Genomic DNA, 23,245 nt, shown 5'->3' on the forward strand with positions numbered 1-23,245 from the left:
CACTACCCCGCCGTCACGTCCACGAGCTCGCCGCCATCGAGCACCTTGGCCGCCTTGGCGCGGTCGAGGTCGCCTTCCCATGCGGCCACCACCACGGTCGCAACGCAATTTCCGGTGAGGTTGCCGACCGCGCGAGCCATGCCGATGAACCAGTCGACCGACAAGACCAGCACGAGGCCGATCGCAGGGATGCTCGGCACCGCGTTCAGCGTCGCCGCCAGAATCACGATCGCAGAGCCCGGTACGCCATGCGCGCCCTTCGAGGTGATCAGGGAGACGCCGAGCACCAGCAGGAGGTCGCCGAACGACAGCGGCGTGTTGGTCGCCTGCGCGATGAAGTCGACCGCGAGCGTGAGATAGATCGAGAACGCGTCGAGGTTGAAGGAATATCCGGTCGGAATGACAAGGCCGACGACGGAATCCTTTACGCCCATCCGCTCCAGCTTCTTCATGATCTGCGGCAGCACGGCGTCCGACGAGGCGGTCGCGAGCACGATGGTCAACTCCTCGCGCAGGTAGGCGAGGAATTTGAGGATGTTGATGCCGGCGAGCGCCATGACCCCGCCGAGCACGCCCAGCACGAAGATGCCGACCGAGACGTAGAACAGCGCCACCAGTGAGACGAGCTGCTTGAGCGAGCCGACGCCGTATTTGCCGACGGTGTAGGCGACTGCGCCGAGCACGCCAAGTGGAGCAACGCGGACGATAAGCCCCATGACCCGGAACAGCACGGTCGAGGCGGCATCGATCATCGACGTCACGAGCTTGCCCTTCTCGCCGCCGACCAGTGCGAGGCCTACGCCGAACAGCACGGCGAAGAACAGCACCTGGAGCACGTCGTTGCGCGACAAAGCGTCGAACGAGGTGCTCGGGATTACGTTGAGCAGGAAGGAGCCGATGCCGCCGCCCTGAAGCTTGTGGGCGTTGTCCGCATAAGTGTTGAGCGCCTTGGCATCCAGCGTCGAAGGGTCGATGTTCATGCCATGACCGGGGCCGAAAGTGTAGGCCAGGATGAGACCGACCACGAGCGCGACTGTGGTCATCACCTCGAAATAGACCAGCGCCTTGACGCCGACCCGTCCGACCTTCTTGAGGTCGCCCGCACCGGCAATGCCGTGCACGACGACGCAGAACACGATCGGCGCCACGATCATCGAAATCAGCTTCAGGAAGGCGTCGCTGAGAATCTTGAGCGAGATGGCAAAATCCGGCGTGGCCACGCCGAGAATAATGCCGAGGATCAGCGCGGCCAGGACCTGGACGAACAGCGATGTGTAGAGCGGTTTTGGCTCGGCGGCCGGGGCCGCGGCAATGGTCGACATGGTGACTCCCCCGTTTTGACGACGTCTCGATCGTCGAAAGGAGCAACTAGCGTGCCAGATTGTCGCGGTTTTCGCTGAGGAGGAGGTCTATTCGGTCGCTTTTGCGGTACGACCGGGCGTCCGAATCGGCACCGGGACACCGTTCGAGGTGCCGTCGGTCACGTGGGCAGGTGATGTTGCGGTCGTATTGTCACGTTCCGCATGCGGTGGCCGCGTCACGCCGCGAGATCCAGCAGGCGACACGATCCGCGTACCAGCACCTTGCGGCCATTCGGCGTCATGACCGGCACGCCGTCGCAGACGACGACAAGACCGAGCTTGACGAGGCTCTCGACGAGATAGGCCTTGGAAAGGCGACCGTTCGACACCGGGTTGCGAAGCGCCTTCAGAACCTCCCATTGGTCTGGCGAAAGATCGAAGTCGATGTCGTTGCTCATGTTGCCTCAAGTCGTAGTGCCGTTCGTGCGCCTCTGTTAGAGGCGCTGCATGAAGACCGTGCGACGACAATGAGTCGGGAATTCGGTGACGTGTTTAGAACTCCTCTTCACAAATTGCTGCACGCCATTGCGCCACAAGAGTTAAGACCGCTCGACCGCGAGGACCGTCCGGAGCCTCGATCACATATTGATGATGTAGGTTTGATGTTGGTCCGCGAACTACCGCGCTGCACGGGCAGCGCTGCTGTCCCATTCTGCGTCGCAATAAGCACAGAAATTATGAGACGAAGGGTTCGGGATTCTGCTACGCTCATTCACGGGGAATGGCTTCACACGGCAGGAGTGGAGTGCATGAACAGACTGGTCGAAATTCGTAGTCAGGAATCCCTGTGCCGGGAGCGCGCCGTGCTTGATTTCCAGCGCCGCGTTTTCTGGCTTGCGCAAGCTCAGGAATGGGAGCAGCGCGCGCTTGACGAGATCGCCTATCATTTCCGGGAGTGCAATGTGACTCAGACGGAGCTGGGGCGAAACTGACGTCGGCTGTGGGTAAGGCCTACTGATAAGTCGCCACAATATCGGACACCGCGCGCTCGAGCTGCTGCGCGGTGGCGCACTGGCGCACCACGCTGCAGAAGGTCGCATAGCGCGGCATCTCGGAATCGCCAAAGCCCCAGGCGAGACGTCCTTCGGGATTGAGCCACACCAGTCGCTTCGAGCGCTCAGAGATGCGGCGCAGGATGTCGGCGCGCGGATCGAGATTGTTGCTGCGGGCGTCGCCCAGCACGATCACCGTGGTCTGCGGCGTCAGCGTGCTCATAAACTCCTTGTCGAAATCGGCCAGCGAAGAGCCGTAGTCGGAGGAGCCGAAGCCGACCTTGGACATGATCTCGGCCATCGCCTCTTCCGGCGGTTTCGATTCCAGGATGTCGCTGACTTCGATCAGATGCGAGGAGAAGGCGAAGGAATGGACGTCGTCGACCACCTCGTGCAGCGAGTGGATCAGGAGCAGAAAGAAATCCGAAACCTGCGCGACCGAGCCCGAGACATCGCAGAGCGCCACGATCTTCGGCCGGTCGCGATGCTTGCGCTTCCAGGCCGTGAGAAAGGGGATGCCGCCCCAGGCGGCGTTGCGGCGCAGCGTGCGGCGGACGTCGAGATGACCGCGCCGCTGGCGCTTGCGTGGCTTCGAATAGCGCTCGCGCAGGCGCCGCGCGATCTGGCGGATGAGAGCGCGCATTTCCGCGACATGGCGCCGCTCGATGCGGGCAAGCGGCGCGTTGCGCAGAATCTCGTTGCGGAGGTTTTCAGCCTCCTCGCGGGCATAGAGCGCAAGCCCCTGCGCGACGGTGTCGCGAACGGCGTCGCGCAAGCCATCGAGCGCGGCGCGAAGCCGCTCGGCCAGTGCCGGATTGGTCGCGGTCAGCTCGTCGAGATCGTCGCGAAGCCGCTGGAGCCCCATGGCGTCGAGGATGCGGCTGGAGAAGATGCCGCGCTGGGTGGAGTAGCGGATGTCGGACAGGGAGGCCGCACCCGAGGCGCTGGCGATCGCGGCGGTGATCGCATTGCGATCCTGCGACAGCAGCATTTGCGCCAGGGGGCCCAATTCTGCGGGAGGCGAACCGCCGCTCGCATCGCTGGCCTCGCCGGATGACGGAGATTGATCGGCGTCCTCCGAAACATCGTTGCTGTCGGCTTCAGGCTGTTCCTGCCGCGGCTCCGGCTGGCTGAAGAACAGATCGAAGCAGTCACCGAGCGCGAGCTTTTCGTCCTGCGACTTGGCGAGCGTCAGAAGGAGCGCATCGCGCAGGATGGTCCGGTCGGAAACGCCGACCTGCGCGACCGCACGCATCGCATCGATGCTTTCGGCCGGCGAGACATGGACCCCGGCTCCCCGTGCCGCACGGAAGAAACGATGAATATTCTCGCGCATCGGCGTCAACCGAAGACGTTGGATCGTGCTGCCTTGGCAATGAAGGTCGTAATCTGAGGCTGAGCCGCCTCGATGTCGGCCTCATATTTCAGAAGCACGTTGAGCGTGTCCTTGACGATCTCGGTGTCGAGCTCCGAGGCCTGCAAGAGCACCAGCACGCGCGCCCAGTCGATGGTCTCGCTGACCGAAGGCAGCTTCTTCAGGTCGAGCGAGCGGATTTCGTGGATAAAGCCGACCATCTGCCGCCGCAGCGTCTGCGAAATGTTGGGGACGCGGCTCTCGACGATGCGCTCCTCGAGCCGCTGCTCGGGAAAGCCGATGTGCAGATGCAGGCAGCGCCGTTTCAGGGCGTCGCCGAGATCACGCTCGCTGTTCGAAGTGAGGATCACCGTTGGCGGTGTGATCGCGGAGACGGTGCCGAGTTCGGGGATCGTGACCTGGAAGTCAGAGAGAATTTCCAGCAGCAGCGATTCGAATTCTGCATCCGACTTGTCGATCTCATCGATCAGGAGCACGCAGCCGCCCGGTTGCTCCAGCGCTTGCAGCAGCGGCCTCGGCTCGACGAACTCCTTGGAGAAGAACACGTCACCGAAATCGTGGAGCTGATTAAGTGCAGCGTGCAAAGTCTGCGCGCCGCCCAGGACTTCGCCGAGCTTGTCCTTGAGGATCTGCGTGTAGAGAAGCTGTTTGGCGTATTTCCATTCGTAGAGCGCCTTGGCCTCGTCGAGGCCTTCATAGCATTGCAGGCGGATCATCTTCAGGCCGCGCCAAGCCGCGATCGCCTTGGCAAGCTCGGTCTTGCCGACGCCCGCGGGGCCTTCGACCAGGATCGGCTTCTCGATCTGTTGCGACAAATAGACGGCGGTCGCGATCTGCCGGCTCGCGATGTAGCCTTGCGCGGCGAGGCCGCTCTCCACTGCCTCGATCGCTGTCGAGGGCTTCTGTTCAGCCACGAAAAGGCGCTCCCAAAGGTCTTGATTGAGGCTTGTTCTGCCTGCGTTCACGGCAAAGAACAAGCCTCGTTTGGGAGAGCCCAGACCCGCGCGAATGGGCGTTTTTTCCGCTCAGCGCAAATAGTCGGGCGGCCAATCGGCCGCGCGATCAGTGCCGCAGCAACTCCGGCTTGCGGATCGTCTGTCGCACCTCGGCGCCGCAATCGGCGCACTCATAGACGAAGTCGATCTTGGCAAGACTCCAATGCGGTTCGACCTCGCGCACATACATTGGAAGGAACCCCATGCAAGCAGGGCAAATCACAGGCGCGATCTCGATTTCCTGATGATGCTGTACATAAGCTGGCATCTCGGCTCTCCTTCGCAGACGACCTCCAAACCCGCGCGAAGGCTACTGCCGGCTGGCGCAAGGCCGACATCAACTCTTTCGAACAGAGGCGGAACGGCGGAGGTTTGTCGTTCGCTGTGACATTCTTGTTACGTCTCTGTACTGTGACGGGCGGACCAAATACCTATTTCAAAAGCCCGATCCGGTATTCGGACTTTGACCTCAATGATAAGGGAGCAACGCCCATGACGCATGCCATTCGCTTTCACAAGACTGGTGGTCCGGAAGTGCTGGTCTGGGAGGAGGTCAGCGTCGGCAAGCCCGGACCTGGCGAGGCGCGAATCCGCCATACCGCCGTCGGTCTCAACTTCGTCGACATCTACAACCGTTCGGGCCTTTACCCGGTGCAACTGCCGAGCGGGCTTGGCAGCGAGGCCGCTGGTGTCGTCGAGGAGGTCGGGCCCGGTGTCACCGATCTGAAGCCGGGCGATCGCGTCGCCTACGGCGCCTCGCCGCTCGGCGCCTATTCCGAGGCACGGCTGATCCCGGCCGACCGACTGCTGAAGTTGCCCGACGGTGTCGACGACAAGACCGCGGCGGCGATGATGCTGAAGGGACTCACCACGCAATATCTGATCCGGCAGACCTATCGCGTGAAGGCCGGCGACACCATCCTGCTCCATGCGGCCGCCGGTGGTGTCGGCCTGATTCTCTCCCAGTGGGCCAAGCATCTCGGCGCGACCGTGATCGGCACGGTCAGCAACGACGAGAAGGCCAAGCTCGCCAAGGCGCATGGCTGCGACCATGTCATCATCTATAGCCGCGAGGATTTCGTGAAGCGGGTGGATGAGATCACTGGCGGCAAGAAGGTGCCGGTGGTCTATGATTCCGTCGGCAAGGATACGTTCCTGAAGTCGCTCGACTGCCTCGCGCCGCTCGGCGTCGCCGCGCTGTTCGGTGCGTCGTCCGGCGCCGTCGAGCCGCTCAATCTCGGTTTGCTAGCGCAGAAGGGCTCGCTCTACGTCACCCGGCCGACGTTGTTCACCTACGCCGCCAAGCGTGAAAGCCTGGTCGCGATGGCAGGTGAGCTGTTCGACGTCGTCAAGTCCGGCGCGGTCAAGATCGAGGTGCACCAGACCTATCCGCTGAAGGACGCCGCCAAGGCGCATGCCGATCTCGCCGCGCGCAAGACCACGGGATCGACCGTCCTCACGGTGTGATCTCCGACCGGGCCGTGGCGCAAGCCGCTTGGCCTTGCGTCACGTCGGCTCGTGCTTACGCAGATCGTGGGCGTGATCGAGGCGGATAGCCTGTAAGTCGACTTCTTCGGGCCCGATCTCCGGGAGGGCCGCCTCGGCGAGGATGGCCTCGGTAATGTCCTCGACCGAGCTCTCCGCGATCTCGTGGATGAACGAGATGTTCCGATATTCACCTGAGGCAACGCGGGAAATGACCTCGCGCCTGGTGACTTCAGGGTCGACGACCGCCTCGCGGCCGCGGCGCCCATAGTCGATCATCACGACGAAATACTGCATGAAACGATCCTGCCGTGCCCTATGGTCGGGGCACGGCAGAGTATTTCCGAAAAACGGAATCAAGTCAAGACGCATTTCGTAAAACCGGAATTCCGGCCTACTTGCTCCTCTTGCGAGGGCGCGCCGACTTGGCGCGCAGCCGCTCCAGCTGGCCCTTGGGCATGGACAGGCAGATCTCGCCGACCCACTCCAGTTTCACACCGACGATCTGTTTGGCATTGAAGCTGCTGAGATTGACGACGGAGGGGGATTTGCCCCGCTCGATGGTCTTCAGATAGCGCTCGCCGGTCTTGAGCCGGACCACGGCCTCCTCGCCGTAGAAGCTCGACAGGGGATGGCGCTGGTCCTTGTAGACCACGATGACGTCGCCGCTCTCGTATTTGGGCAACATCGAATCGCCCACGATCTCGAATGCGATGGTCTCCTCCATGATCGGGAAGGGCAGCGCGATGTCGCCGAGGCCTTCCGGGGGAACCTGCTCATAATCCGGCTCGATCACGGCACCGGCGCCGACGCGGCCCATGATCGGCGCGAGATTGAGCTCGAGATATTCCATGATCGGAATGATTTCCGAAGCCTTCACCAGGCGTTCACCGCCGAGGATCTCCGAGACCGCGCCGGGGCGTACGCCCATGGCAGCCGCCAGGCCGCCCTTGCTCTTGCCTGTCTTTTCCAGGCCCCGTTCGATCATTGCAGCGTCCAACATGGTGATTCCCTCGATTGTCCATCGTTCCGCCTCTTGTAATCCGAAATTCGGAATTGATGCAATTATGAATATCAGAATTATCGCTTGACTCTGACTTCGGAATACCGGAATGTACGCTTCGCCTCGCGATCGTGTGGTCGGAGGAGGCGCATCACAGGACAGCAGCATGGAACCGGGCCATTGGCCGTCGGAGCACTCCGACGCGCTTCGCGACTATTTTCTCAAGGGAATGTCTTATGCGGAGATCGGAAGACAGATTAACGCAAGGTTTGGAACGGCTTACACGCGCAACGCGGTGGTCGGCCGCGCCAAGCGGCTCGGGCTGATCGTGCAGGTGCGGACGGCGAGCCCGTCGATCGTCCCGGTGTTGCCGTCTGGGGCCTGTCTTGTCCTGCCGCACCGCCCCACGGTGCTGACCCTGCCGCCGAAATCCGCGATGAAGCCTGCCGCGCAGGTCAAATTGCGCTGCGTCGGCGTCCAGCCGCGCCTGGTCCCGTTCGTCGAACTCGCTGGCGAGGACTGTCGCTATCCCTATGGCGGCGACAAGGACGGGGAGGAGATCACCTTCTGCGGGCATCCGCGTGAGCCGGGCTCGAGCTATTGCACGCCGCATGCGCGCCTGACGCGCCGCGCCGGAGCTGGATCCACCCGCATCGCCGGCCCCGTCGTGCTGAGGCTGGTCTCTGCCGCCTGACCTGACGACCGCCCGTTCAATCGTCAATTTCGCAAGGAGTATCCGAGTGGCACGTGTCCGACGCAACAGGTCCTACAAACTGGCGAATGTCTACGATCGACGCTCGCGCGAGATACCGTTCAATGCGGAGGTCGCGGAAGTCGAGGTGGACAATCCGCTGGCGCTCGACCCCGGCGAGAAGATCATGGCCGTGCGGTCGATCCGCAGCGATCCGCTCGGCCGGCTGCACGCACACCATCAGATCGACGAGGCGCAGTATCGCGGCGGGCGCGCCTTCCAGAACGATTGGGAGAGGGCCGAGCGTGGCCCTCAGGCGATGGACCCGACCCGCGAATATGTCGATGGCGCGCGCACGCGCGAGCCGGTTACCGAGAGCCAACGTCAGGCGGTGCTGCGGCTGAACCGGATCGAGCGCGAACTCGGCACCGACGGTGCCGCGCTAGTGCACGACGTGTTGGTGCTGGGCCTGACTATGGACGAGATCGGCCAGCGTCGCGCCGTTCGTACGCAACGCTGGACCGACTATTTTTCCCGACGTTTTCGTGAATGCCTGGACCGGTTGGCACTGATCTACGGCTTTGCGACGGAAACGGGGACACTGCGTGCAGGGCAGCGCAGATGACAAGGGCGCGCCCGCGACCTCGGTCGCGGGCGCGCCGGTCTGCTGCTTAGGGATGCGGTAGGATCTGGTAGGTCGTGGCATACGGCTCGACCCGGAGCGACGCGTTGGCCAGAAGCCCGATTCTGGCGGTCGGCGCTTGCTGCAATTCGCCGTTCGGACCGCGATGCACGTTGTATTGCCAGACGGTGAGATCGCCCTTCTGTGCCAGAGCATGTGCAACGGCGCTGGCATCATTGCCGCCGAGCGCCTGAAGCTCCTCCGTCGACAATCCGACGACGATTTCGTCCTTGATGGTGACGATCTTGAACAGGTTCATCCTGGTCTCCTGCGCCCATGCGCCTTGTATCGAGAAGGTGAGAAGCGCGACTGCGGCGCCCTTGATGAGATCGCAGCGAGAAAGCATGCCGTCGTCCTTTGGTTGTGGGGCGCCGAATCGATCAATGCATCGGCCATGGCGCCCGTGATCTGCGTGACTGTTTCGCCACCGCTTTGTCGTTTGCTCCTCAAAAACGGTTCACCGCCGGAAACAAATGCGGCCCGATGAATTCTGATGCGAAGAGGCGAGTCCAAGTCCAAGAGCTCGATGGGGCGGGTTTAGATGAATCCAAACGCCATAGTCTGTCTCTTGGTTCAGAAGGCAGCGCTGTGGCTGCCGATCGATGGCCCGAGATCGACGTCTATTTCGTGGACGATACAACCGCCGACGCCGGACTCAACAATTACGTGCATACGCTGAAGAAGCACTGGTTCGGGTCCACCAATGTCCATTCACATCTGAAACAAGACGAAGCAAGGCGTCGATTGACGGCGATCGAGGCTGCATGCCTGATCGATGACGCTTCTTGACGCAGGTGGGTGACGGCCGGCCATATTCCTGTTATCCGGAATTGCCGTGGCACGATGCAGACGAAGCATCGCTGGGCCAACTGTTAGGCTTGCCGGAGGGGTTGTTTCTTGACATAGTTGCAACCTGTTCAAGCGTGCCCGCTTGCACATGTAGCTCGGCGCGCGAACACACCGGGCTTCCCCGGACGAAAGCGCGCCGTCGCCATGGCATCCGGTTGTGGCATCTGGTTGTGGCGTTCGGTTCTTAGGTGGGACCTCGATGTTGGATCACGAAGTCCGATGCTTGTCATAGGTACGAGATGAAGAACCTCAATTTCGCAGCTGAGCTGCACCTCAAGCTCGGCGCGCCTGCAAGCGGTACTGTCGAAAGCCTGCGCCTGCTCCGCGCCTTTCTGAAGCTCGCGCCCCGGCAGCGTTTCGAGGTCATCAAGCTCGTCGAAGACCTCGCCACCGAAGAATCCCTTCCCGAGCACCCCCTGTCCTGAGCCGGCCTGCGCGCTGGCCTTACCCCTTGCCCTTCGTTTTCCTGCCAGAGCCGGCCGCCGGGCGACGTCTTCCCCGGCCTGGACGCTGGCAGGCGATCCGGCAAGTGTGGTATTCAGTTCTGAAAACGGGAGGAGTGCGACCATGATCGAACCGAAGCTCGAAGTTCCGGCCGAACTGCGCGACCTGGCCGAGAAGACGATTGACCAGGCGGAAAAAGCATTCGGCATGTTTTTCGAAGCCGCCACCAAATCGATGACGACCGTTCCGGGTGCGGGGACGGACGTCTCGAAGCAGGCGCTCGCATTCACCGAGCAGAACATGAAGTCGGCGTTCGAGCATGCTCGCAAGCTCGTCCATGCGACCGACCTTCAGGAGGCGATGCGAATCCAATCGGATTTCCTGCGCAGCCAGTTCACCAATGCCGGAGACCACATGCGCCAGATGACCGGCAGTCTCATGCAGCCAGGGAAGGGCAAGTCCTGATTCTCGGTGCGTTCCCGGCGCGTCCAGGGATTGGACTTGCGCGGGCGTGAATATCCGCACGTCAATGTGGGTACCGGTCCACGATGGGCCGTCGAATGGACCTCATTCGCCGCCCATCATCCCTTCTGCTGATCCCTGTCGGTTCTCAGGCGGGGATAAGCATTTGTCGCGGGTGTCTTGACCGATCGGTGGCTCTGCTAGCGCAGCGATGCGATGTAGGCCGCGATATCGCCGGCTTCGATCCGGCTCAAGGGGAAGTTCGGCATCTTCGGGTGCGGGTCTAGCAGGAAAAAGGCGAGCCTTTCCGAACTGAAGTCAGGCCTGCGCGCAACGGACGAAGGAGGGGACGTCGGCGCTCGCCTGGGTCTGGCCGTTCGCCACGACATGGCAGCTGGCGCACCAGCGCCTCGCAAGGTCGGCGCCGTGATCTGCATCGGCGGCGAGAGCGGACGACGTGCACACGCTCGAGGCCACTGCAACCAGCAGACAGATTCGTCTCAAATCCCGGTGCATTGGGCAACCCTGTGTGTTGTTGGCTCGCGACGCCGTCCTCATCCGCAACACGAACCCGGAAACTGCGAGAGGTCGATGCGGGCGATGATCGACCGCAGCAGCTTGCGAGCCGAACGATAGAGATGCCGGGCGAATCTCGGCGTCCTTGCCGCAGGCAGGACAAAGCTTGTCGTCGCGAGTGTTTTCGTACCAAGGCTTTCGATGGAGTGCGACACGGTGCCTCTCCGAGATGGCGAGGCTCTTTCTAGCGTGGCCGGCTCGCCGCAGCCTTGATCTGCCGCAAAGGGGACGGACTAATAGTCGCCGGGGTTCATGATCATCGGGCTTCGTGTATCGGCCGGCGCGAGCGCGCTGCTGGCGCTGTCGCGCAGGAAGCGGTCGAGTGTCGCCTGGATCTTCTCCTTGACCGCATCGGGACCGCGATCGCTCATCTCGGTATGCTGCGCACCAGTGTGGATAATGTCGATGCCGCGCGCCTTGGCCTCTTCCGGCGTCGGCAGCACGCCGGGATCGGTTACGAAATGCGGATCCTTCGAGCGGAACGACAGGATCTTCATGTTGTCGCTAAGCACGAAAGGTACCCGCAGATTGTCCAGCGTGATCACTTTCGACACCAGCTCCGGGTGCTGATGGGCGACATACATCGAAACGTCCCCACCGTTGGAATGCCCGACGAGCGTGATGTGGTCGTAGTCGGCGTTCTCCTGCCGCCGCTTCAACTCGCCCAAGGTGAAGAGGATGTTGGCCTCGCAGCGGATATAGACCTCGCGCCGGCCGACATATTGCTGGCCGGCCTTGGTCATCAGCGGCGGATCGCTCGGCAGATCCTGCTGGATGCTGGCGACGAGATAACCGCGTGCGGCGAGCACGTTGGCGAGGAAGGAATATTCGGTGGCCTTGACGGTATTGCCGTTGCTGATGATGGCAAGCGGGAGCTTCCAGAGGCCGAGATTGGCCTTGGTCTCGTAATCGCGCCGTACAGCGATTTCGACCGCAATCGGCCGCTGGCGCGCGGCGTCGAACAGGGTCAAAACCTCATGGCGGATCGCGAACCGGCTGACGACGAAATACTGGCCGACGCCGAGGACGCAGAGAAACGCCAGAACAGCAAAAACCTTCTTCATGGTTCCGTCTCAAATCACTTTTGACTGAATATGGCCATTGGGAACTCCCGGATCGAGCGATCGTGAGCAGGTTACGGGATTAAATTTAGGCAAGTCTGTGAGCCGCGCCCCAAAGAGCCGCATGCTCGGGGCCATAGCGCGAAGGACAAGGGGTTTACAGACAGCCGCCCTTGCCGCGTTCGGGGCAGAGCCGCAGCGCGCTTGACAGAGTAAACAGGATGCGGGGGCTGCGGCGGTCGTTGTCGGGCGCCCGGTAGCTCAGGGGGACGGCCACGCCGAGATCGGCCTGGAAATCGTCCGGCAGGAAGAACCGCACGCCAGCTCCGGCCGAGGTCAGCGACAGGCCGTCGTTCAGGCGATAACCGTCGTTCCAGACGGCGCCAGCGTCGCCGAAGGCATAGAGCTGATAGCCGGTCCAGTAGCGGTAGTTGAGTTTCTGGTCGAAGCGCAGTTCGAGAGAGCCGGCAAGACCGTTGTCCCCGCTGATCTCTGCTGCGCCATAGCCGCGCCCGAAGGCAGCGCCACCGAGATAGAATTGCTGCGAGGTGAACAGCGGCCGTGACGCCGCCTGGCTCGCAGCGGAAAGCTTGAGCGACCAGACATCGTTGAGCGTCTGGTAGCGCGTGAACCAGAGGTTTAGCACCGAGAAGTTCGATGACGAGCCATCGCGCGACAAAAGATCGTCGTCGAAATGCGAGGCACCGAAGATGTCGAGGCCCTGGCGGTAGGTCAGCGTCGCGAAATTGGTGCCGCCGAACTGGTCCTGAAGCCGGTAGTCGGCGGTCAGGCTCACGGTCCTGATGTGGTCGTTGTACCAGGGGCCGTAAAGGTCATGCTCGGACACGTTGCTGAAGGTCGTCGCTGCGGTCAGGGTCAACGAGGAGGATTGCGACTGCAATGGGACGATGCTGGCACGCAGCTCGAACGCCTCGGTCGTGGTGATGTCGCTGTCGAGGCGGCGGGCATCGCCCGGCCTGACCGCGCTGTACAGGACGGACCCGCCGAGACGCACACCGTCGACACCGACCGGTGCATCGTAGGACAGCCGTGCGAAGCCAAGCTGGCGGGGGTCGTTGGCGATGGTCGACAGATTGACCGCCAGCGTGTCGCCGGGCGTGAGATAGGAGTTGAACGCGCCGGTCGCATAGGTCTGCCACGGACCAACTGATGATGAGCCGAGATTGTCCAGACCGAACGACGAGAAGACGTGCCAGGTCTTCAAATAGACGATGAGGCGGAATCGGCCGGTTGCAGTGCCGACCTCCTCCAGTGCGGTATCGGTGATCCGGACGCCAGGTCTGCCGTTGATGAGAAAGAGCTGACGTTCCAGCGTTGCCAGGCGCGACGGTTGCTCAGCCAGAACCGGCCCAAGCATCGGTCGCACGCCGAACTGCTCGGCGCCGTCGCCTTTCAGTTCGGCCTGCACGATAGCGCCTTCGACCACCTGGATCCGGAGCAGGCCGTCGGCAATGTCCTGCGGCGGCACGATCGCCCGGCTCAAGTGAAAACCATCGGCCCGGTAGAGATCGCTGATCGCGCCGGCGATCGCGGCGAGGTCCGCCTGCGAAACCTTCTTACCGACATAGGGCTGATAGACCGCGGCGATGCGATCGGGGGAAACGGCCCGGGCTCCGCTGACGTTGATGCCGCGCAGCACGAACTGAGGCTTGGTATCGCCGCCGGTGTTGGGCTGGCCGACTGTCGGCAGCCTGACCGGAGGACGGGTCAGCGATTCCCGCTCGGTTTGGTTTTCAAAATATTTCTCAGGCTGGCGCGGATCGAAGCCCGGCTGGTTCGCCTGCTGTGCGAACGCCTGAGGAACTCCCGTGAAAAAAGGGGCTAACAGCGCCAATGTGGTAACGAGATGCCGCTTCCCGACGCGCGCGACGCGACCGTCCCCGTAGTTTGACGGAGATGTGCCCCCGATGCGGTAAGGGTTCGTTAGCGACATGATTTTTCATAGTTTTTTATGGTCAATGAACCGTTAACGCGACCGCTCCGCTGGCCGCTTCCCGCTAATCCTATGTTGAGTGATTTCGGATACCCCTCAGGCTGGCTGTAACGCGGACTGAGGATCGTCATGCTGAGCAAAATTGGAATGCGGTGCGCCTTCGCGGCTGCGCTGAGCCTGGGAACGGCTTACGGCGCATCCGCCGCCGACGATGGCGTCTGGTCGGTCGGCAAAGCCACCGGCGAGGTCTGGGTCGCCACCAGCGGCGCGCAGCAGGTTTCGTTGAATCAGCAGGAGGCGCTCAAGCCTGGCGACACCATTCGCACCGGACGTAATGGCCGCGTGCTGCTCGTCCGCGGCGAGGAGACGATCCTGATCTCTCCCAACTCGGTGGTCGGCTTGCCGACCGAGAGCAAGGAGGGCCTTTCGACCACCATCATCCAGCAGGCAGGTTCGATCCTGCTCGAGGTCGAGAAGCGCAACGTCAAGCATTTCGAGGTCGAGACGCCCTATCTGGCCGCTGTCGTGAAGGGAACGCAGTTCAGCGTCACCGTGAATGCGGGCAGCACCAAGGTCGGCGTGCTTCGCGGCCAGGTCGAGGTCTCCGACTTCAAGACGGGACAGATCGCCCAGGTTCTGCCGGGGCAGGCCGCCACCGTATTTGAGCATGGCAAGCCTGGTCTCAGCCTGAGCGGCGCCGGGACCTTCAATCCGATCGAGCACGGCAAGCCTCGCGCCTCGAGCATCGAGCGCGTCCCCGTGCCGAAATCGGGCCTGCCGGCGCCGCGCAACGGGGCGAATGGCCACATGATCCATGCGCTCGGGCCGATCGATAAGGGCACCAAGGCGGCTGGCGCCCTCAAGCCATCGCAACAGGCGGCTGGAGCTCACGCGTCCAAGGGCGGTACTGCAAAGCCCGGCGTCGTACGCATCTCGAACTCGCTCGGCGAGGTCAAGCTGAACGTCCACAAGGTCACGCACGGGCTCGCCCACGGCGGCGGTGCCCCCGGACAGGTGCGCAACGCGCACGCCAGCACGGAGACGGTCTGGAGCGACTCGAAAGCGGGCACAAACGCATCCAACAGCACCGTCCAGACTGCGGTAACCACGAGCAGCGGCGTGACGGCTGGCAGCACCAGCTCGTCGGCTGCGAGCACGACAATAGCCGCGACCACGGCCGGTGCGTCCAGCGACGGCTCTGGCGGCGGCAGCGGAAATTCCGGTGGCAAGACCAACCCCGGCAACGGCAACTCTGGTAACGGCAATTCCGGCAATGGGAATTCCGGCAACGGTAACGGCAACAACGGTGCCACCGGTAACGGCAGGGGCAACAACGGTAACGGCAACGGCAATGGCGGCGGCAACGGCAGCAATGGCCACGGCAATGCCTTTGGCCACAACAAGCACTGAGGCGATTTCCTGGGGATGAGGGGGCGCAACCGCAGAAGCGGGTGCGCGGGAGGATCGGAGTGAAGCGCTATCGTCCGCATATTCTAGTCGTGACCGCGCTGGCGATCGTGCTGTCGACGGGGTGGCATGGTGCGCTTCGCAACGCGCTGACCGACCTGCGGTTTGCCTGGCAATCGCGTGCCGCGAGCGGCAACGTCGTCGTGGTGGCCATTGACGCGCCCTCAATCGACCAGATCGGGGTATGGCCCTGGCCGCGCCGGCTGCACGCGGAACTGTTGCACAGGTTAGAGGCTGCGGGGGCGCAGGACATCGCTTTCGACGTCGATTTCAGCTCGCCGTCCGATCCGGCCTCCGACGAGGCTTTCGTCAACGCGCTGCGTGAGGCAGGCGGCTCGACCATCCTGCCGTCCTTCAAGCAGCCGGCGCCGAATGGCGGCGCAGCTCACATCAATCGCCCCCTGAAGCCGTTCGGCAACCAGTCGTGGCCCGCGCTGGTCAATGTCGCCATCGAATCCGACGGGCTCGTTCGCCGATATCCGTTCGGCGAGAAGCTCGGCGATGCCCTGATGCCGTCGATGGCCGTCGTGCTGGCCGGGCAGGACGCCAATCGGCGGCCGCCGTTCCTGATCGATTTCAGCATTCGGGCGGGCTCCGTTCCGAGTGTCTCCTATGTCGACGTGCTCCGCGGCAACACGGCCACTCTCGACAAGCTGAGAGACAAGAAGGTCATCATTGGTGCGACGGCGCTCGAACTCGGCGACCGCTTCAGTGTTCCTAACGGGCGCATCATCTCCGGACCCATCCTCCAGGCGCTGGCCGCGGAATCGATCCTCCAGAACCGGATGCTGCGCTGGACTTCCGATACCGGCATGATCCTGGGTCTCGCGGTGATCTGCCTGCTGATGATGTATTCGTGGCGCCGCTTCGCATCGGGAATTCGCGTCGCAATCTTGATCTCGGCCGGGGCGGCCTTCGAGTTGGTTGCGGTCCTCGTGCAGGCAAGATGGCCCTTCATCATCGACACATCGCTGTTCCACATCGCGATTGTCGCTTATCTGACGGCAATCGCACTCGACGAAATCGATTTCCGCGGTCTGCTGGGGCGCATCGCCGAAAGCCGCTTTCATCGTATTGCGATGTCGCTCGGCGATGGCCTCGTCTGCACCGACGAAGGTCAGCTGATCACCGTGTGGAATCCCGGCGCCAGTGCGATCTTCGGCTATATGCCCGCCGAGATCATCGGACGCCCGTTCGAAACGCTGTGCGCCGTGCCAGTGGACGGTGACGCGAGGCCGTCCATGCGCGACGCCGCGCGCCAGGCCCTCCTGGTCCCAGGCGGGGCGGTCGTCGTCGAGTTCGAAGGGCGGCGCAAGAACGGTGAAACTTTCCCGGTCGAAGCGAGCTTCTCGGGCTGGCAGGGAACGGACGGCTTCCAGTACGGAGCCATCCTGCGCGATATCTCGGTCCGTAAGCGCGAGGCCGAACGCGTCAGATATCTCGCCGAGTACGACGCACTGACCGGTCTTGCCAACCGCAACACGCTGCATGCCAGACTGGTCGGCAAGATCGCGGATGCGGGGCAGCGCCCTTGCGAGGTCGCGCTGCTCGTGATCGGGCTTGACGGCTTCCAGAGCATCAACGACATGCTCGGCCATTCCGCCGGAGATCTCGTGCTGCAGGCGGTCGCTGGTCGCCTGAAAGCCGAGGTGGGCGACGGCGCTGTCGTTGCCCGGCTTAGCGGAGACGAATTCGCCATTGCGCGCAAAGGCGCCGATGGCGACGAGCCGATCGCAGAATTCGCCGAGCGCATCGCGCGCGCGTTCGAAGCGCCGCTTGCGACCGGCACGCGGCAGCATCGCGTCAGGATCAGCATCGGCGTCGCCGTCCATCCGGAAGGCGGACACAGCGCCGACGAGCTCCTGAGCAACGGCCATCTTGCGTTGACCAAGGCAAAGCTGACGCGGCGCGGCGGTTATGTGGTCTTCGAGAGCGCGATCCGGGAGGAGCTGGAACACCGGCTGACGCTCGAGAGCGAATTGGCGCTTGCCGCGGACCGGGGCGAGTTCGAGCTGTTCTACCAGCCCCAGGTTCGCCTGGTCGACGCCAGCTTGGTCGGAGCCGAAGCGCTCATCCGTTGGCGGCATCCCGTGCGCGGCTACGTTTCGCCGGGAGAGTTCATGCCGGTGGTCAATAGCTCAGCTCTGTCCGAGCGGATCGGAAACTGGGTGATGGAGACCGCCTGCCGGCAGGCACGCGCCTGGGAATTGTCCGGCGACAGAGTGCGCGTCGCGATCAATTTGTCGCCCTCGCAGCTGCACTCCGGCGACCTCGCGCATTCGGTTGCGGAAATGCTCGAAGCGACGGGGCTCACCCCATCGCTGCTCGAACTCGAGGTCACCGAAGACATCCTGCTTCACGACGAAGCTCGCGTGCTCGACATGTTCAAGCGCATCCAGCAGCTCGGCGTCCGCGTCCTGTTCGACGATTTCGGCACTGGCTATGCGAGCCTGAGCTATTTGAAGAAGTTTCCGCTCGATGGGCTCAAGATCGACCGGTCGTTCGTGCTCGGTCTGCTCGCGGACTCCGATGATGCCGCGATCGTCGGGTCGACCATCGGCCTCAGCAAACAGCTCGGACTGACGGTCGTGGCCGAGGGCATCGAGAACCGCGCTACGGCCGATTTCCTGGTGAGCATGGGATGCGAGGAAGGCCAAGGCTATTTCTTCGGCCGTCCGATGCCGGCGGAAGCATTCGAGCGGCAATTCCTCGCAGCCAAGCGCGAAGCCGTCAGCGCCGCCTGAACGGGGCCCGCTCGATTTCTAGCGCCGACGCGCGACCGCGACGCCGAACAGGAAAGCAATGAACAGGCTGGCGAGCGGCGCTTCGCGCGTGATCGCAGCGACGGTCGCGAGGGGCCGGCCCGGCTTTCGCGCTTCGTCGATAGCGGAGGTCATGCGGTCGACAGCTGCATGCAGGCCACCCGCGACTTCACCGATGGTGCGGGATACGTCCGTCGCGGCATCGATGGCGCGCTCGGCCATGCCGGGATGTGAGGTGGACTGCGGGATCTCCGTGCTCAAGTGCGCGACCTCCGGGCTGATCATGTGACGGAGGCCGATACCTTTGGCTATCCGCGCGAGCGCTCGTTCTGAACAGCGGGTCAGATGACCTTTGGCTATCCGCGACAGGCGCCGTGGTTTTTACGGCGGGTACCGGCCTTGAATGAGCAATTCGGCGCGCGGGCATTTGTTCCGAAACGATGCGCGCCTGCGCGGACCGCCCCCGTGAAACGACGGATGCGAATCTCTGTTAGGCTGGCTCAATCTTGCTGATCTCAGGAGGCAGCTGTGACCGACCGGACCACGACGGATCGAGCCCGGCGCATCGCCTTGCTCGGCGCTCCCATCGACATGGGGGCTTCGCAGCGCGGTACCCTGATGGGCCCTGCGGCGCTCCGCACCGCCGGCCTTGCGACATTGCTCGAGAGCCTGGATTTCGAGGTCGTCGATTGCGGCGATCTCTCGGTGGCCGAGCTCCGGGACCTCGCAGACAGGCCCCCGGACAAAGCCAATCACTACCGCGAGATCCAGCGATGGACGCGCGTGCTGAGCCGCAGAGGCTACGAGATCGCGAAAACCGGCGCGCTGCCGATTTTTCTCGGCGGCGATCACACGTTGTCAATGGGATCGGTGAATGCCATGGCCCGTCACTGGCAGGAGCGCGGACGCGAGCTGTTCGTGCTCTGGCTCGATGCCCATGCCGACTACAACACACCGGAGACGACGATCACTGCCAACATGCACGGCATGTCGGCGGCATTCCTTTGCGGTGAACCCGGCCTCGACGGATTGCTGGGCGACGATCCGCGCGCCTCGATCGATCCCGACAGGCTCGACCTGTTCGGCGCGCGCTCGATCGACAAGCTCGAAAAGGAGTTGATGCGCACGCGCCGGATCAGGGTTGTCGACATGCGCCAGATCGACGAATTCGGCGTCGCCGTGCTGATCCGGCGCGTCATCGAGCGCGTCAGGGCCAGCAACGGCGTACTGCATGTCAGCTTCGATGTCGATTTTCTCGACCCCTGCGTCGCACCGGGCGTGGGCACGACAGTGCCGGGCGGCGCGACCTATCGCGAGGCGCATCTGATCATGGAGCTCCTGCACGATTCCGGCGTAGTCGGTTCAGTCGACATCGTCGAGCTCAATCCGTTCCTCGACGAGCGTGGCCGCACCGCGCGCACCGCGGTCGAATTGATCGGCAGCCTGTTCGGCCAGCAGATCGCCGACCGGCCGACCCCGAGCAATGCGATCGCACCGGGCGAGTGACGGACGAGCCGTTTGTGCGTTGCGAAGAAGAGAATTGCCGTCGCCGCCACCGGATTTAGATCAGTCCAGATCGAAATCGCCTGTTTTTGAAACAGGTGCGAATTGCAAATGCTCGTCGCAGAATGTTTCATGCGGGTCGCGCTTCAACCGAGGATCCGCAAATGAGCCGCACCTTCGACGCCGCCGACAAACCCGCGGGGACGACTCGCCGCCGCTTTCTGCGCGGCAGCGCTGCCGCTGCGGGTGGTACTGTCCTGGGCGCCGGCGCATCGGTTGCCGCCGGGACCGACAACCTTCCACCCAACATTCCCGAATGGATGAAGGCGCCGGGCGAACCGACGGGGGGCCAGCTCTATGGCGCGCCATCGTCGTTCGAGAAGGGCGTCGTCAAGAACATCTCGAAGACTCTCAAGCAGTACATCTCGGCCTCCAGCCGGACGCCGTTGCAGGAGCTCGACGGCATCATCACGCCGAATGGACTGTTCTACGAGCGGCATCATGGCGGCGTTCCGACCATCGATCCGGCCCAGCACCGGTTGATGCTGCACGGGCTGGTCGAGCGCCCGCTGATCTTCACAATCGACGATCTCAGGCGTTTCCCGTCGGAATCGCGCGTCCACTTTCTCGAATGCTCCGGCAATCCCGGCTACAGCAAGCCTTACGGCAAGACAGCGTCGGACCTTGTGGGTCTGGTGAGTTGCGCGGAATGGACCGGCGTCAGCCTCAAGCTGGTGCTGCAAGAGGCCGGGCTGAAGCCCGAAGCCAAATGGGTCGTTGCCGAGGGCGCCGACGCGGCTGCGCTGACCCGCAGCATCCCGATCGAGAAATGCCTCGAGGACGCCATGCTGGTCTACAGCCAGAACGGGGAGCGGCTGCGCCCGCAGCAGGGCTATCCGCTGCGGCTGTTCCTGCCGGGCTTCGAAGGCAATATGAGCGTGAAGTGGCTGCGCCGCCTGCATGTGGCGGCTGAGCCGGTTTATTCACGCGAGGAGACCTCGAAATACACCGACCTTCTGCCGGACGGCACAGCGCGTGAATTTTCGTTCTACATGGACGCGAAGTCGATCATCACACGGCCCTCGGGCGGCCAACGTCTGAGCGCGCCCGGCTTCCACGAGATCACCGGCATCGCCTGGAGCGGGCATGGCAAAATCGCGCGCGTCGAAGTGTCCGTCGACGAGGGAAAGAGTTGGCAATCGGCGCAATTGCAGGAGCCGGTGCTGACGCGCGCGTTGACACGCTTTCGCCTGCCCTGGCAGTGGGACGGCAAGCCTGCCGTGATCCAGAGCCGTGCCATCGACGAGACCGGCTATGTGCAGCCGACGCTCTCCGAGTTGCTCGCGGTGCGCGGCGAGAACTATTTCTACCACAACAACGCGATCTGGCCCTGGCGCATCGCGGCTGACGGCGAGGTGACCAATGCGCTGGCGTGAGAGTTGCGGCATTGCTGTCGTCGTCGTGCTGTGTGCGTTCGCGAGCGGTGCGCAGGCACAAAGCCTGTACGGCCTCGGACACCCCGCGACAGCGGCGGAGATCGCGGGCTGGAATATCGACATCGGACGCGACGGCAGCAATCTGCCGAAGGGAAGTGGCTCGGTCAGCCATGGGCGCGAGGTGTTCGCCCAGCAATGTGCATCATGTCACGGCGACAAGGGCGAGGGCGGGCTCGGTGACCGGCTCGTCGGTGGGCAGGGCACGATCGCAACGCCAAAGCCGATCCGCACGGTCGGTAGCTATTGGCCGTATGCGCCGACGCTGTTCGACTACATCCGCCGCGCGATGCCGCAGAACGCGCCGCAATCGCTAAGCGATGAGGAGGTTTATGCGGTCTCCGCGTACATCCTGAACCTGAATGGACTGGTAGGAGCGGATGCGACGCTCGATGCCAAATCGCTTGCGGCTGTCAAAATGCCGAACCGCGACCGGTTCGTCGGCGATACCCGGCCGGATGTGAAACACTGAACGCCTTGTGGCGTTCAGGTTCCCGCTCGGAACTTGTGTTGGCCAAGGGCGGAACTCGCAGGACCCGATCGCATTAACCTGCGAGAGGAAAAACCTATGGATTCCACGATGGCAACGGATCGCTTCGCAAATTCCATGTCCTCAGCGCTTCGCCATCCCGGCGTGATTGCGTTGATTGTGGCCGCGGTGACGATTGCTGCGATGCTCATCGTCGATCACGGACCATGGAATCGGGCCAAGACGCAACCCGCCCACGTTGCGATGTACGCAACCACTGGTGAAGCCGCGCGCGCCGCAGGTGCCAAAATTCTTCCGACCGAACCGAAATCACCGATCGAGCCGGCGCGGCCGGGGCCGAAGACGTCCCCGACCGTCAATCCAGTGACGCCGTAAGGATGCTCAGCCCTTGCGGCCGTAGTTGAGCAATCCGCCGCTGGTCTTCGGCGGATGCGCGCGAAGGGCTTCCTCGTTCGGATCGGTGCCCCAGCCGGGCCGGTCCGGAATGACCAGATGGCCGTTCTGAATTTCAGGCTCATGTGTGAAAAGCTCGCGGTCCCACGCCAGGCGATCGATGTCGATCTCCATGATGCGCAGGTTCGGCACGGCGGCGCAGAAATGCGCGTTCATCATCGAGCAGAGATGACCGTAGAAATTATGCGGCGCAACGTTGACTTCGAACGCTTCCGCAGCGGCTGCGATCTTCATCGACTGCCAAACGCCGTTCCAGGGTGTGTCGATGATTGCGACGTCCATGGCCTGTTCGCGGAAATAGGGCAGGAATTCCCGCAAGCCCAATAGCGTCTCGCAGGACGAGATCGGATGCGGACTTTGCCTGCGGATGTAACCGAGCGCTTCCGGATTGAAACTGTCGATCTCGATCCAGAACATGTCGAGGTCCGCAATGGTGCGCAGGATCTCCAGATAGCCCTCGGTCTTGGCGTTGAAGTTGCAGTCTAGCAGGATGTCGACATCAGGGCCTGCCCCGTCGCGGATCGCTTCCAGATGCATGCGCAGGTCGCGCAGGATCTTGCGATCGACGTTGATTTCGGGGGCGAAGGGCGAGCCGAAGCCCGGTCGCCAACCGGTTGGCTTGCCGTCGTCGTAGGAGAAAATGTTGGTCTTGAGCGCGGTGAACTTGTTCTCGCGGACCTCGCGTCCCATTGCCTTGACGCCGTCGAGGTTCTCGATCGGCGGTTTGTACCAGGACGGATGATTGATCCGCCACGTCGCGCAATGCGACCAATAGACCCTGACACGGTCGCGGATCTTGCCGCCGAGCAGTTCGTAGCAGGGCACACCGAGACACTTCGCCTTGGCATCGAGCAGCGCATTCTCGATCGCGCCGAGGGCTTGCGCCACCACGCCGCCGGCGGCGGGACGCGTGGCCGCGAACAGCTCTGCGTAGATGCGCTCGTGCCGGAAGACGTTCTGCCCGACGACGCGAGCGGACAGGCGCTGGATCGCAGCGCCGACGCCAGGGGAGCCGAAGCCTTCGTCGAACTCGCTCCATCCGACGATGCCGTCCTCGGTCGTCAGCTTGACGAAGTGGTAGTTTCGCCAGCCGGCGTCGCAGGCGAGAATTTCGAGACTTGTTGCCTTTGATGATCTGGTCATGTCG

General features: G+C 63.0%; 25 protein-coding genes and 1 pseudogene. 13 read left to right on the forward strand and 13 right to left on the reverse strand.

Annotated elements, in window-relative coordinates; translation table 11 throughout:
* Positions 1-2: 2 nt before the first annotated feature.
* Together AC0L3U_RS24105 and AC0L3U_RS24110 are read right to left on the reverse strand one after the other, a co-directional pair.
* A complete protein-coding gene (locus AC0L3U_RS24105) occupies positions 3-1,322 on the reverse strand; it encodes a dicarboxylate/amino acid:cation symporter (RefSeq protein WP_473363470.1) in 1,320 nt (439 codons plus the stop codon).
* A 215-nt stretch (positions 1,323-1,537) separates the two neighbouring features.
* On the reverse strand, positions 1,538-1,759 hold the full coding sequence (locus AC0L3U_RS24110; RefSeq protein ID WP_473363471.1) for a hypothetical protein: 222 nt from the start codon (positions 1,757-1,759) through the stop codon (positions 1,538-1,540).
* 351 nt (positions 1,760-2,110) lie between these two features.
* Here AC0L3U_RS24110 and AC0L3U_RS24115 point away from each other — a divergent pair, with 351 nt between their 5' ends.
* A complete protein-coding gene (locus tag AC0L3U_RS24115; RefSeq protein ID WP_456768891.1) occupies positions 2,111-2,293 on the forward strand; it encodes a hypothetical protein in 183 nt (60 codons plus the stop codon).
* A gap of 19 nt (positions 2,294-2,312) precedes the next feature.
* On the opposite strand, the gene AC0L3U_RS24120 is transcribed toward AC0L3U_RS24115, so the two are convergent.
* The 3 genes from AC0L3U_RS24120 to AC0L3U_RS24130 all read right to left on the reverse strand — a co-directional run bounded on the left by AC0L3U_RS24120 (position 2,313) and on the right by AC0L3U_RS24130 (position 4,991).
* Entirely contained in the window at positions 2,313-3,689 is a 1,377-nt protein-coding gene (locus tag AC0L3U_RS24120; RefSeq protein ID WP_473348259.1) for a vWA domain-containing protein, read from the reverse strand.
* 5 nt (positions 3,690-3,694) lie between these two features.
* Entirely contained in the window at positions 3,695-4,642 is a 948-nt protein-coding gene (locus tag AC0L3U_RS24125; RefSeq protein WP_007601482.1) for an AAA family ATPase, read from the reverse strand.
* A gap of 148 nt (positions 4,643-4,790) precedes the next feature.
* Positions 4,791-4,991: a hypothetical protein gene (locus AC0L3U_RS24130; RefSeq protein ID WP_473363472.1), complete on the reverse strand. Its 201-nt coding sequence runs from the start codon at positions 4,989-4,991 to the stop codon at positions 4,791-4,793.
* 224 nt (positions 4,992-5,215) lie between these two features.
* On the opposite strand from AC0L3U_RS24130, the gene AC0L3U_RS24135 reads away from it, so the two are divergent.
* Positions 5,216-6,190: a quinone oxidoreductase family protein gene (locus AC0L3U_RS24135; protein ID WP_247402853.1), complete on the forward strand. Its 975-nt coding sequence runs from the start codon at positions 5,216-5,218 to the stop codon at positions 6,188-6,190.
* Between the two features lie 39 nt (positions 6,191-6,229).
* Here the strand turns inward: AC0L3U_RS24135 and AC0L3U_RS24140 are convergent, their stop codons facing one another.
* Together AC0L3U_RS24140 and AC0L3U_RS24145 are read right to left on the reverse strand one after the other, a co-directional pair.
* Complete coding sequence (locus AC0L3U_RS24140; protein WP_473348261.1) at positions 6,230-6,505, reverse strand: hypothetical protein; 276 nt, start codon at positions 6,503-6,505, stop codon at positions 6,230-6,232.
* 97 nt (positions 6,506-6,602) lie between these two features.
* The gene (locus AC0L3U_RS24145) at positions 6,603-7,211 is read right to left on the reverse strand and encodes a S24 family peptidase (RefSeq protein ID WP_007612810.1); all 609 of its coding nucleotides are present in this window, start codon (positions 7,209-7,211) and stop codon (positions 6,603-6,605) included.
* Positions 7,212-7,377: 166 nt separating this feature from the next.
* Between AC0L3U_RS24145 and AC0L3U_RS24150 the strand changes: the two genes are divergently transcribed.
* Entirely contained in the window at positions 7,378-7,905 is a 528-nt protein-coding gene (locus AC0L3U_RS24150) for a GcrA family cell cycle regulator (RefSeq protein WP_473363473.1), read from the forward strand.
* Positions 7,906-7,951: 46 nt separating this feature from the next.
* On the forward strand, positions 7,952-8,527 hold the full coding sequence (locus AC0L3U_RS24155; protein ID WP_473363474.1) for a hypothetical protein: 576 nt from the start codon (positions 7,952-7,954) through the stop codon (positions 8,525-8,527).
* A gap of 46 nt (positions 8,528-8,573) precedes the next feature.
* Here AC0L3U_RS24155 and AC0L3U_RS24160 read toward each other — a convergent pair whose 3' ends face one another.
* The gene (locus tag AC0L3U_RS24160) at positions 8,574-8,930 is read right to left on the reverse strand and encodes a hypothetical protein (RefSeq protein WP_473294726.1); all 357 of its coding nucleotides are present in this window, start codon (positions 8,928-8,930) and stop codon (positions 8,574-8,576) included.
* Positions 8,931-9,067: 137 nt separating this feature from the next.
* Here AC0L3U_RS24160 and AC0L3U_RS24165 point away from each other — a divergent pair, with 137 nt between their 5' ends.
* The 3 genes from AC0L3U_RS24165 (at position 9,068) to AC0L3U_RS24175 (ending at position 10,342) form a co-directional block, all read left to right on the forward strand.
* A complete protein-coding gene (locus AC0L3U_RS24165; protein WP_473363475.1) occupies positions 9,068-9,373 on the forward strand; it encodes a hypothetical protein in 306 nt (101 codons plus the stop codon).
* 299 nt (positions 9,374-9,672) lie between these two features.
* A complete protein-coding gene (locus AC0L3U_RS24170) occupies positions 9,673-9,858 on the forward strand; it encodes a hypothetical protein (RefSeq protein ID WP_027519309.1) in 186 nt (61 codons plus the stop codon).
* A 142-nt stretch (positions 9,859-10,000) separates the two neighbouring features.
* Positions 10,001-10,342 carry a phasin gene (locus AC0L3U_RS24175; protein ID WP_027519308.1) on the forward strand — a complete coding sequence of 114 codons (342 nt, stop codon included), beginning with the start codon at positions 10,001-10,003 and terminating at the stop codon, positions 10,340-10,342.
* 197 nt (positions 10,343-10,539) lie between these two features.
* Here the strand turns inward: AC0L3U_RS24175 and AC0L3U_RS24180 are convergent.
* The 3 genes and pseudogenes from AC0L3U_RS24180 to AC0L3U_RS24190 all read right to left on the reverse strand — a co-directional run bounded on the left by AC0L3U_RS24180 (position 10,540) and on the right by AC0L3U_RS24190 (position 13,930).
* Positions 10,540-10,855 (reverse strand): annotated as a pseudogene (locus tag AC0L3U_RS24180) (c-type cytochrome).
* 293 nt (positions 10,856-11,148) lie between these two features.
* Positions 11,149-11,979 (reverse strand): alpha/beta fold hydrolase, encoded by an 831-nt coding sequence (locus tag AC0L3U_RS24185; RefSeq protein WP_247402863.1) that lies wholly within the window; start codon positions 11,977-11,979, stop codon positions 11,149-11,151.
* Between the two features lie 154 nt (positions 11,980-12,133).
* Entirely contained in the window at positions 12,134-13,930 is a 1,797-nt protein-coding gene (locus AC0L3U_RS24190) for a ShlB/FhaC/HecB family hemolysin secretion/activation protein (RefSeq protein ID WP_473363476.1), read from the reverse strand.
* Positions 13,931-14,059: 129 nt separating this feature from the next.
* Here AC0L3U_RS24190 and AC0L3U_RS24195 point away from each other — a divergent pair, with 129 nt between their 5' ends.
* Together AC0L3U_RS24195 and AC0L3U_RS24200 are read left to right on the forward strand one after the other, a co-directional pair.
* Entirely contained in the window at positions 14,060-15,340 is a 1,281-nt protein-coding gene (locus AC0L3U_RS24195) for a FecR family protein (protein WP_473363477.1), read from the forward strand.
* Between the two features lie 59 nt (positions 15,341-15,399).
* The gene (locus tag AC0L3U_RS24200) at positions 15,400-18,141 is read left to right on the forward strand and encodes an EAL domain-containing protein (RefSeq protein WP_473363478.1); all 2,742 of its coding nucleotides are present in this window, start codon (positions 15,400-15,402) and stop codon (positions 18,139-18,141) included.
* A gap of 18 nt (positions 18,142-18,159) precedes the next feature.
* Here AC0L3U_RS24200 and AC0L3U_RS24205 read toward each other — a convergent pair whose 3' ends face one another.
* Positions 18,160-18,444, reverse strand: coding sequence for a hypothetical protein (locus AC0L3U_RS24205; RefSeq protein ID WP_473363479.1), 285 nt, complete (start codon positions 18,442-18,444; stop codon positions 18,160-18,162).
* Between the two features lie 243 nt (positions 18,445-18,687).
* Between AC0L3U_RS24205 and rocF the strand changes: the two genes are divergently transcribed.
* The 4 genes from rocF to AC0L3U_RS24225 all read left to right on the forward strand — a co-directional run bounded on the left by rocF (position 18,688) and on the right by AC0L3U_RS24225 (position 22,020).
* Complete coding sequence (gene rocF, locus AC0L3U_RS24210; RefSeq protein WP_473363480.1) at positions 18,688-19,665, forward strand: arginase; 978 nt, start codon at positions 18,688-18,690, stop codon at positions 19,663-19,665.
* Positions 19,666-19,826: 161 nt separating this feature from the next.
* On the forward strand, positions 19,827-21,098 hold the full coding sequence (gene soxC / locus AC0L3U_RS24215; RefSeq protein ID WP_473363481.1) for a sulfite dehydrogenase: 1,272 nt from the start codon (positions 19,827-19,829) through the stop codon (positions 21,096-21,098).
* Entirely contained in the window at positions 21,085-21,627 is a 543-nt protein-coding gene (locus tag AC0L3U_RS24220) for a c-type cytochrome (protein ID WP_473363482.1), read from the forward strand. Before soxC ends, AC0L3U_RS24220 begins: the two co-directional genes overlap by 14 nt.
* Before the next feature lie 96 nt (positions 21,628-21,723).
* Positions 21,724-22,020, forward strand: coding sequence for a hypothetical protein (locus AC0L3U_RS24225; RefSeq protein ID WP_007601505.1), 297 nt, complete (start codon positions 21,724-21,726; stop codon positions 22,018-22,020).
* Between the two features lie 6 nt (positions 22,021-22,026).
* Here the strand turns inward: AC0L3U_RS24225 and AC0L3U_RS24230 are convergent, their stop codons facing one another.
* Positions 22,027-23,241, reverse strand: coding sequence for a mandelate racemase/muconate lactonizing enzyme family protein (locus AC0L3U_RS24230; protein WP_473363483.1), 1,215 nt, complete (start codon positions 23,239-23,241; stop codon positions 22,027-22,029).
* Positions 23,242-23,245: the final 4 nt, after the last annotated feature.

It is taken from the genome of Bradyrhizobium sp. Kon69 (genome assembly GCF_055807515.1).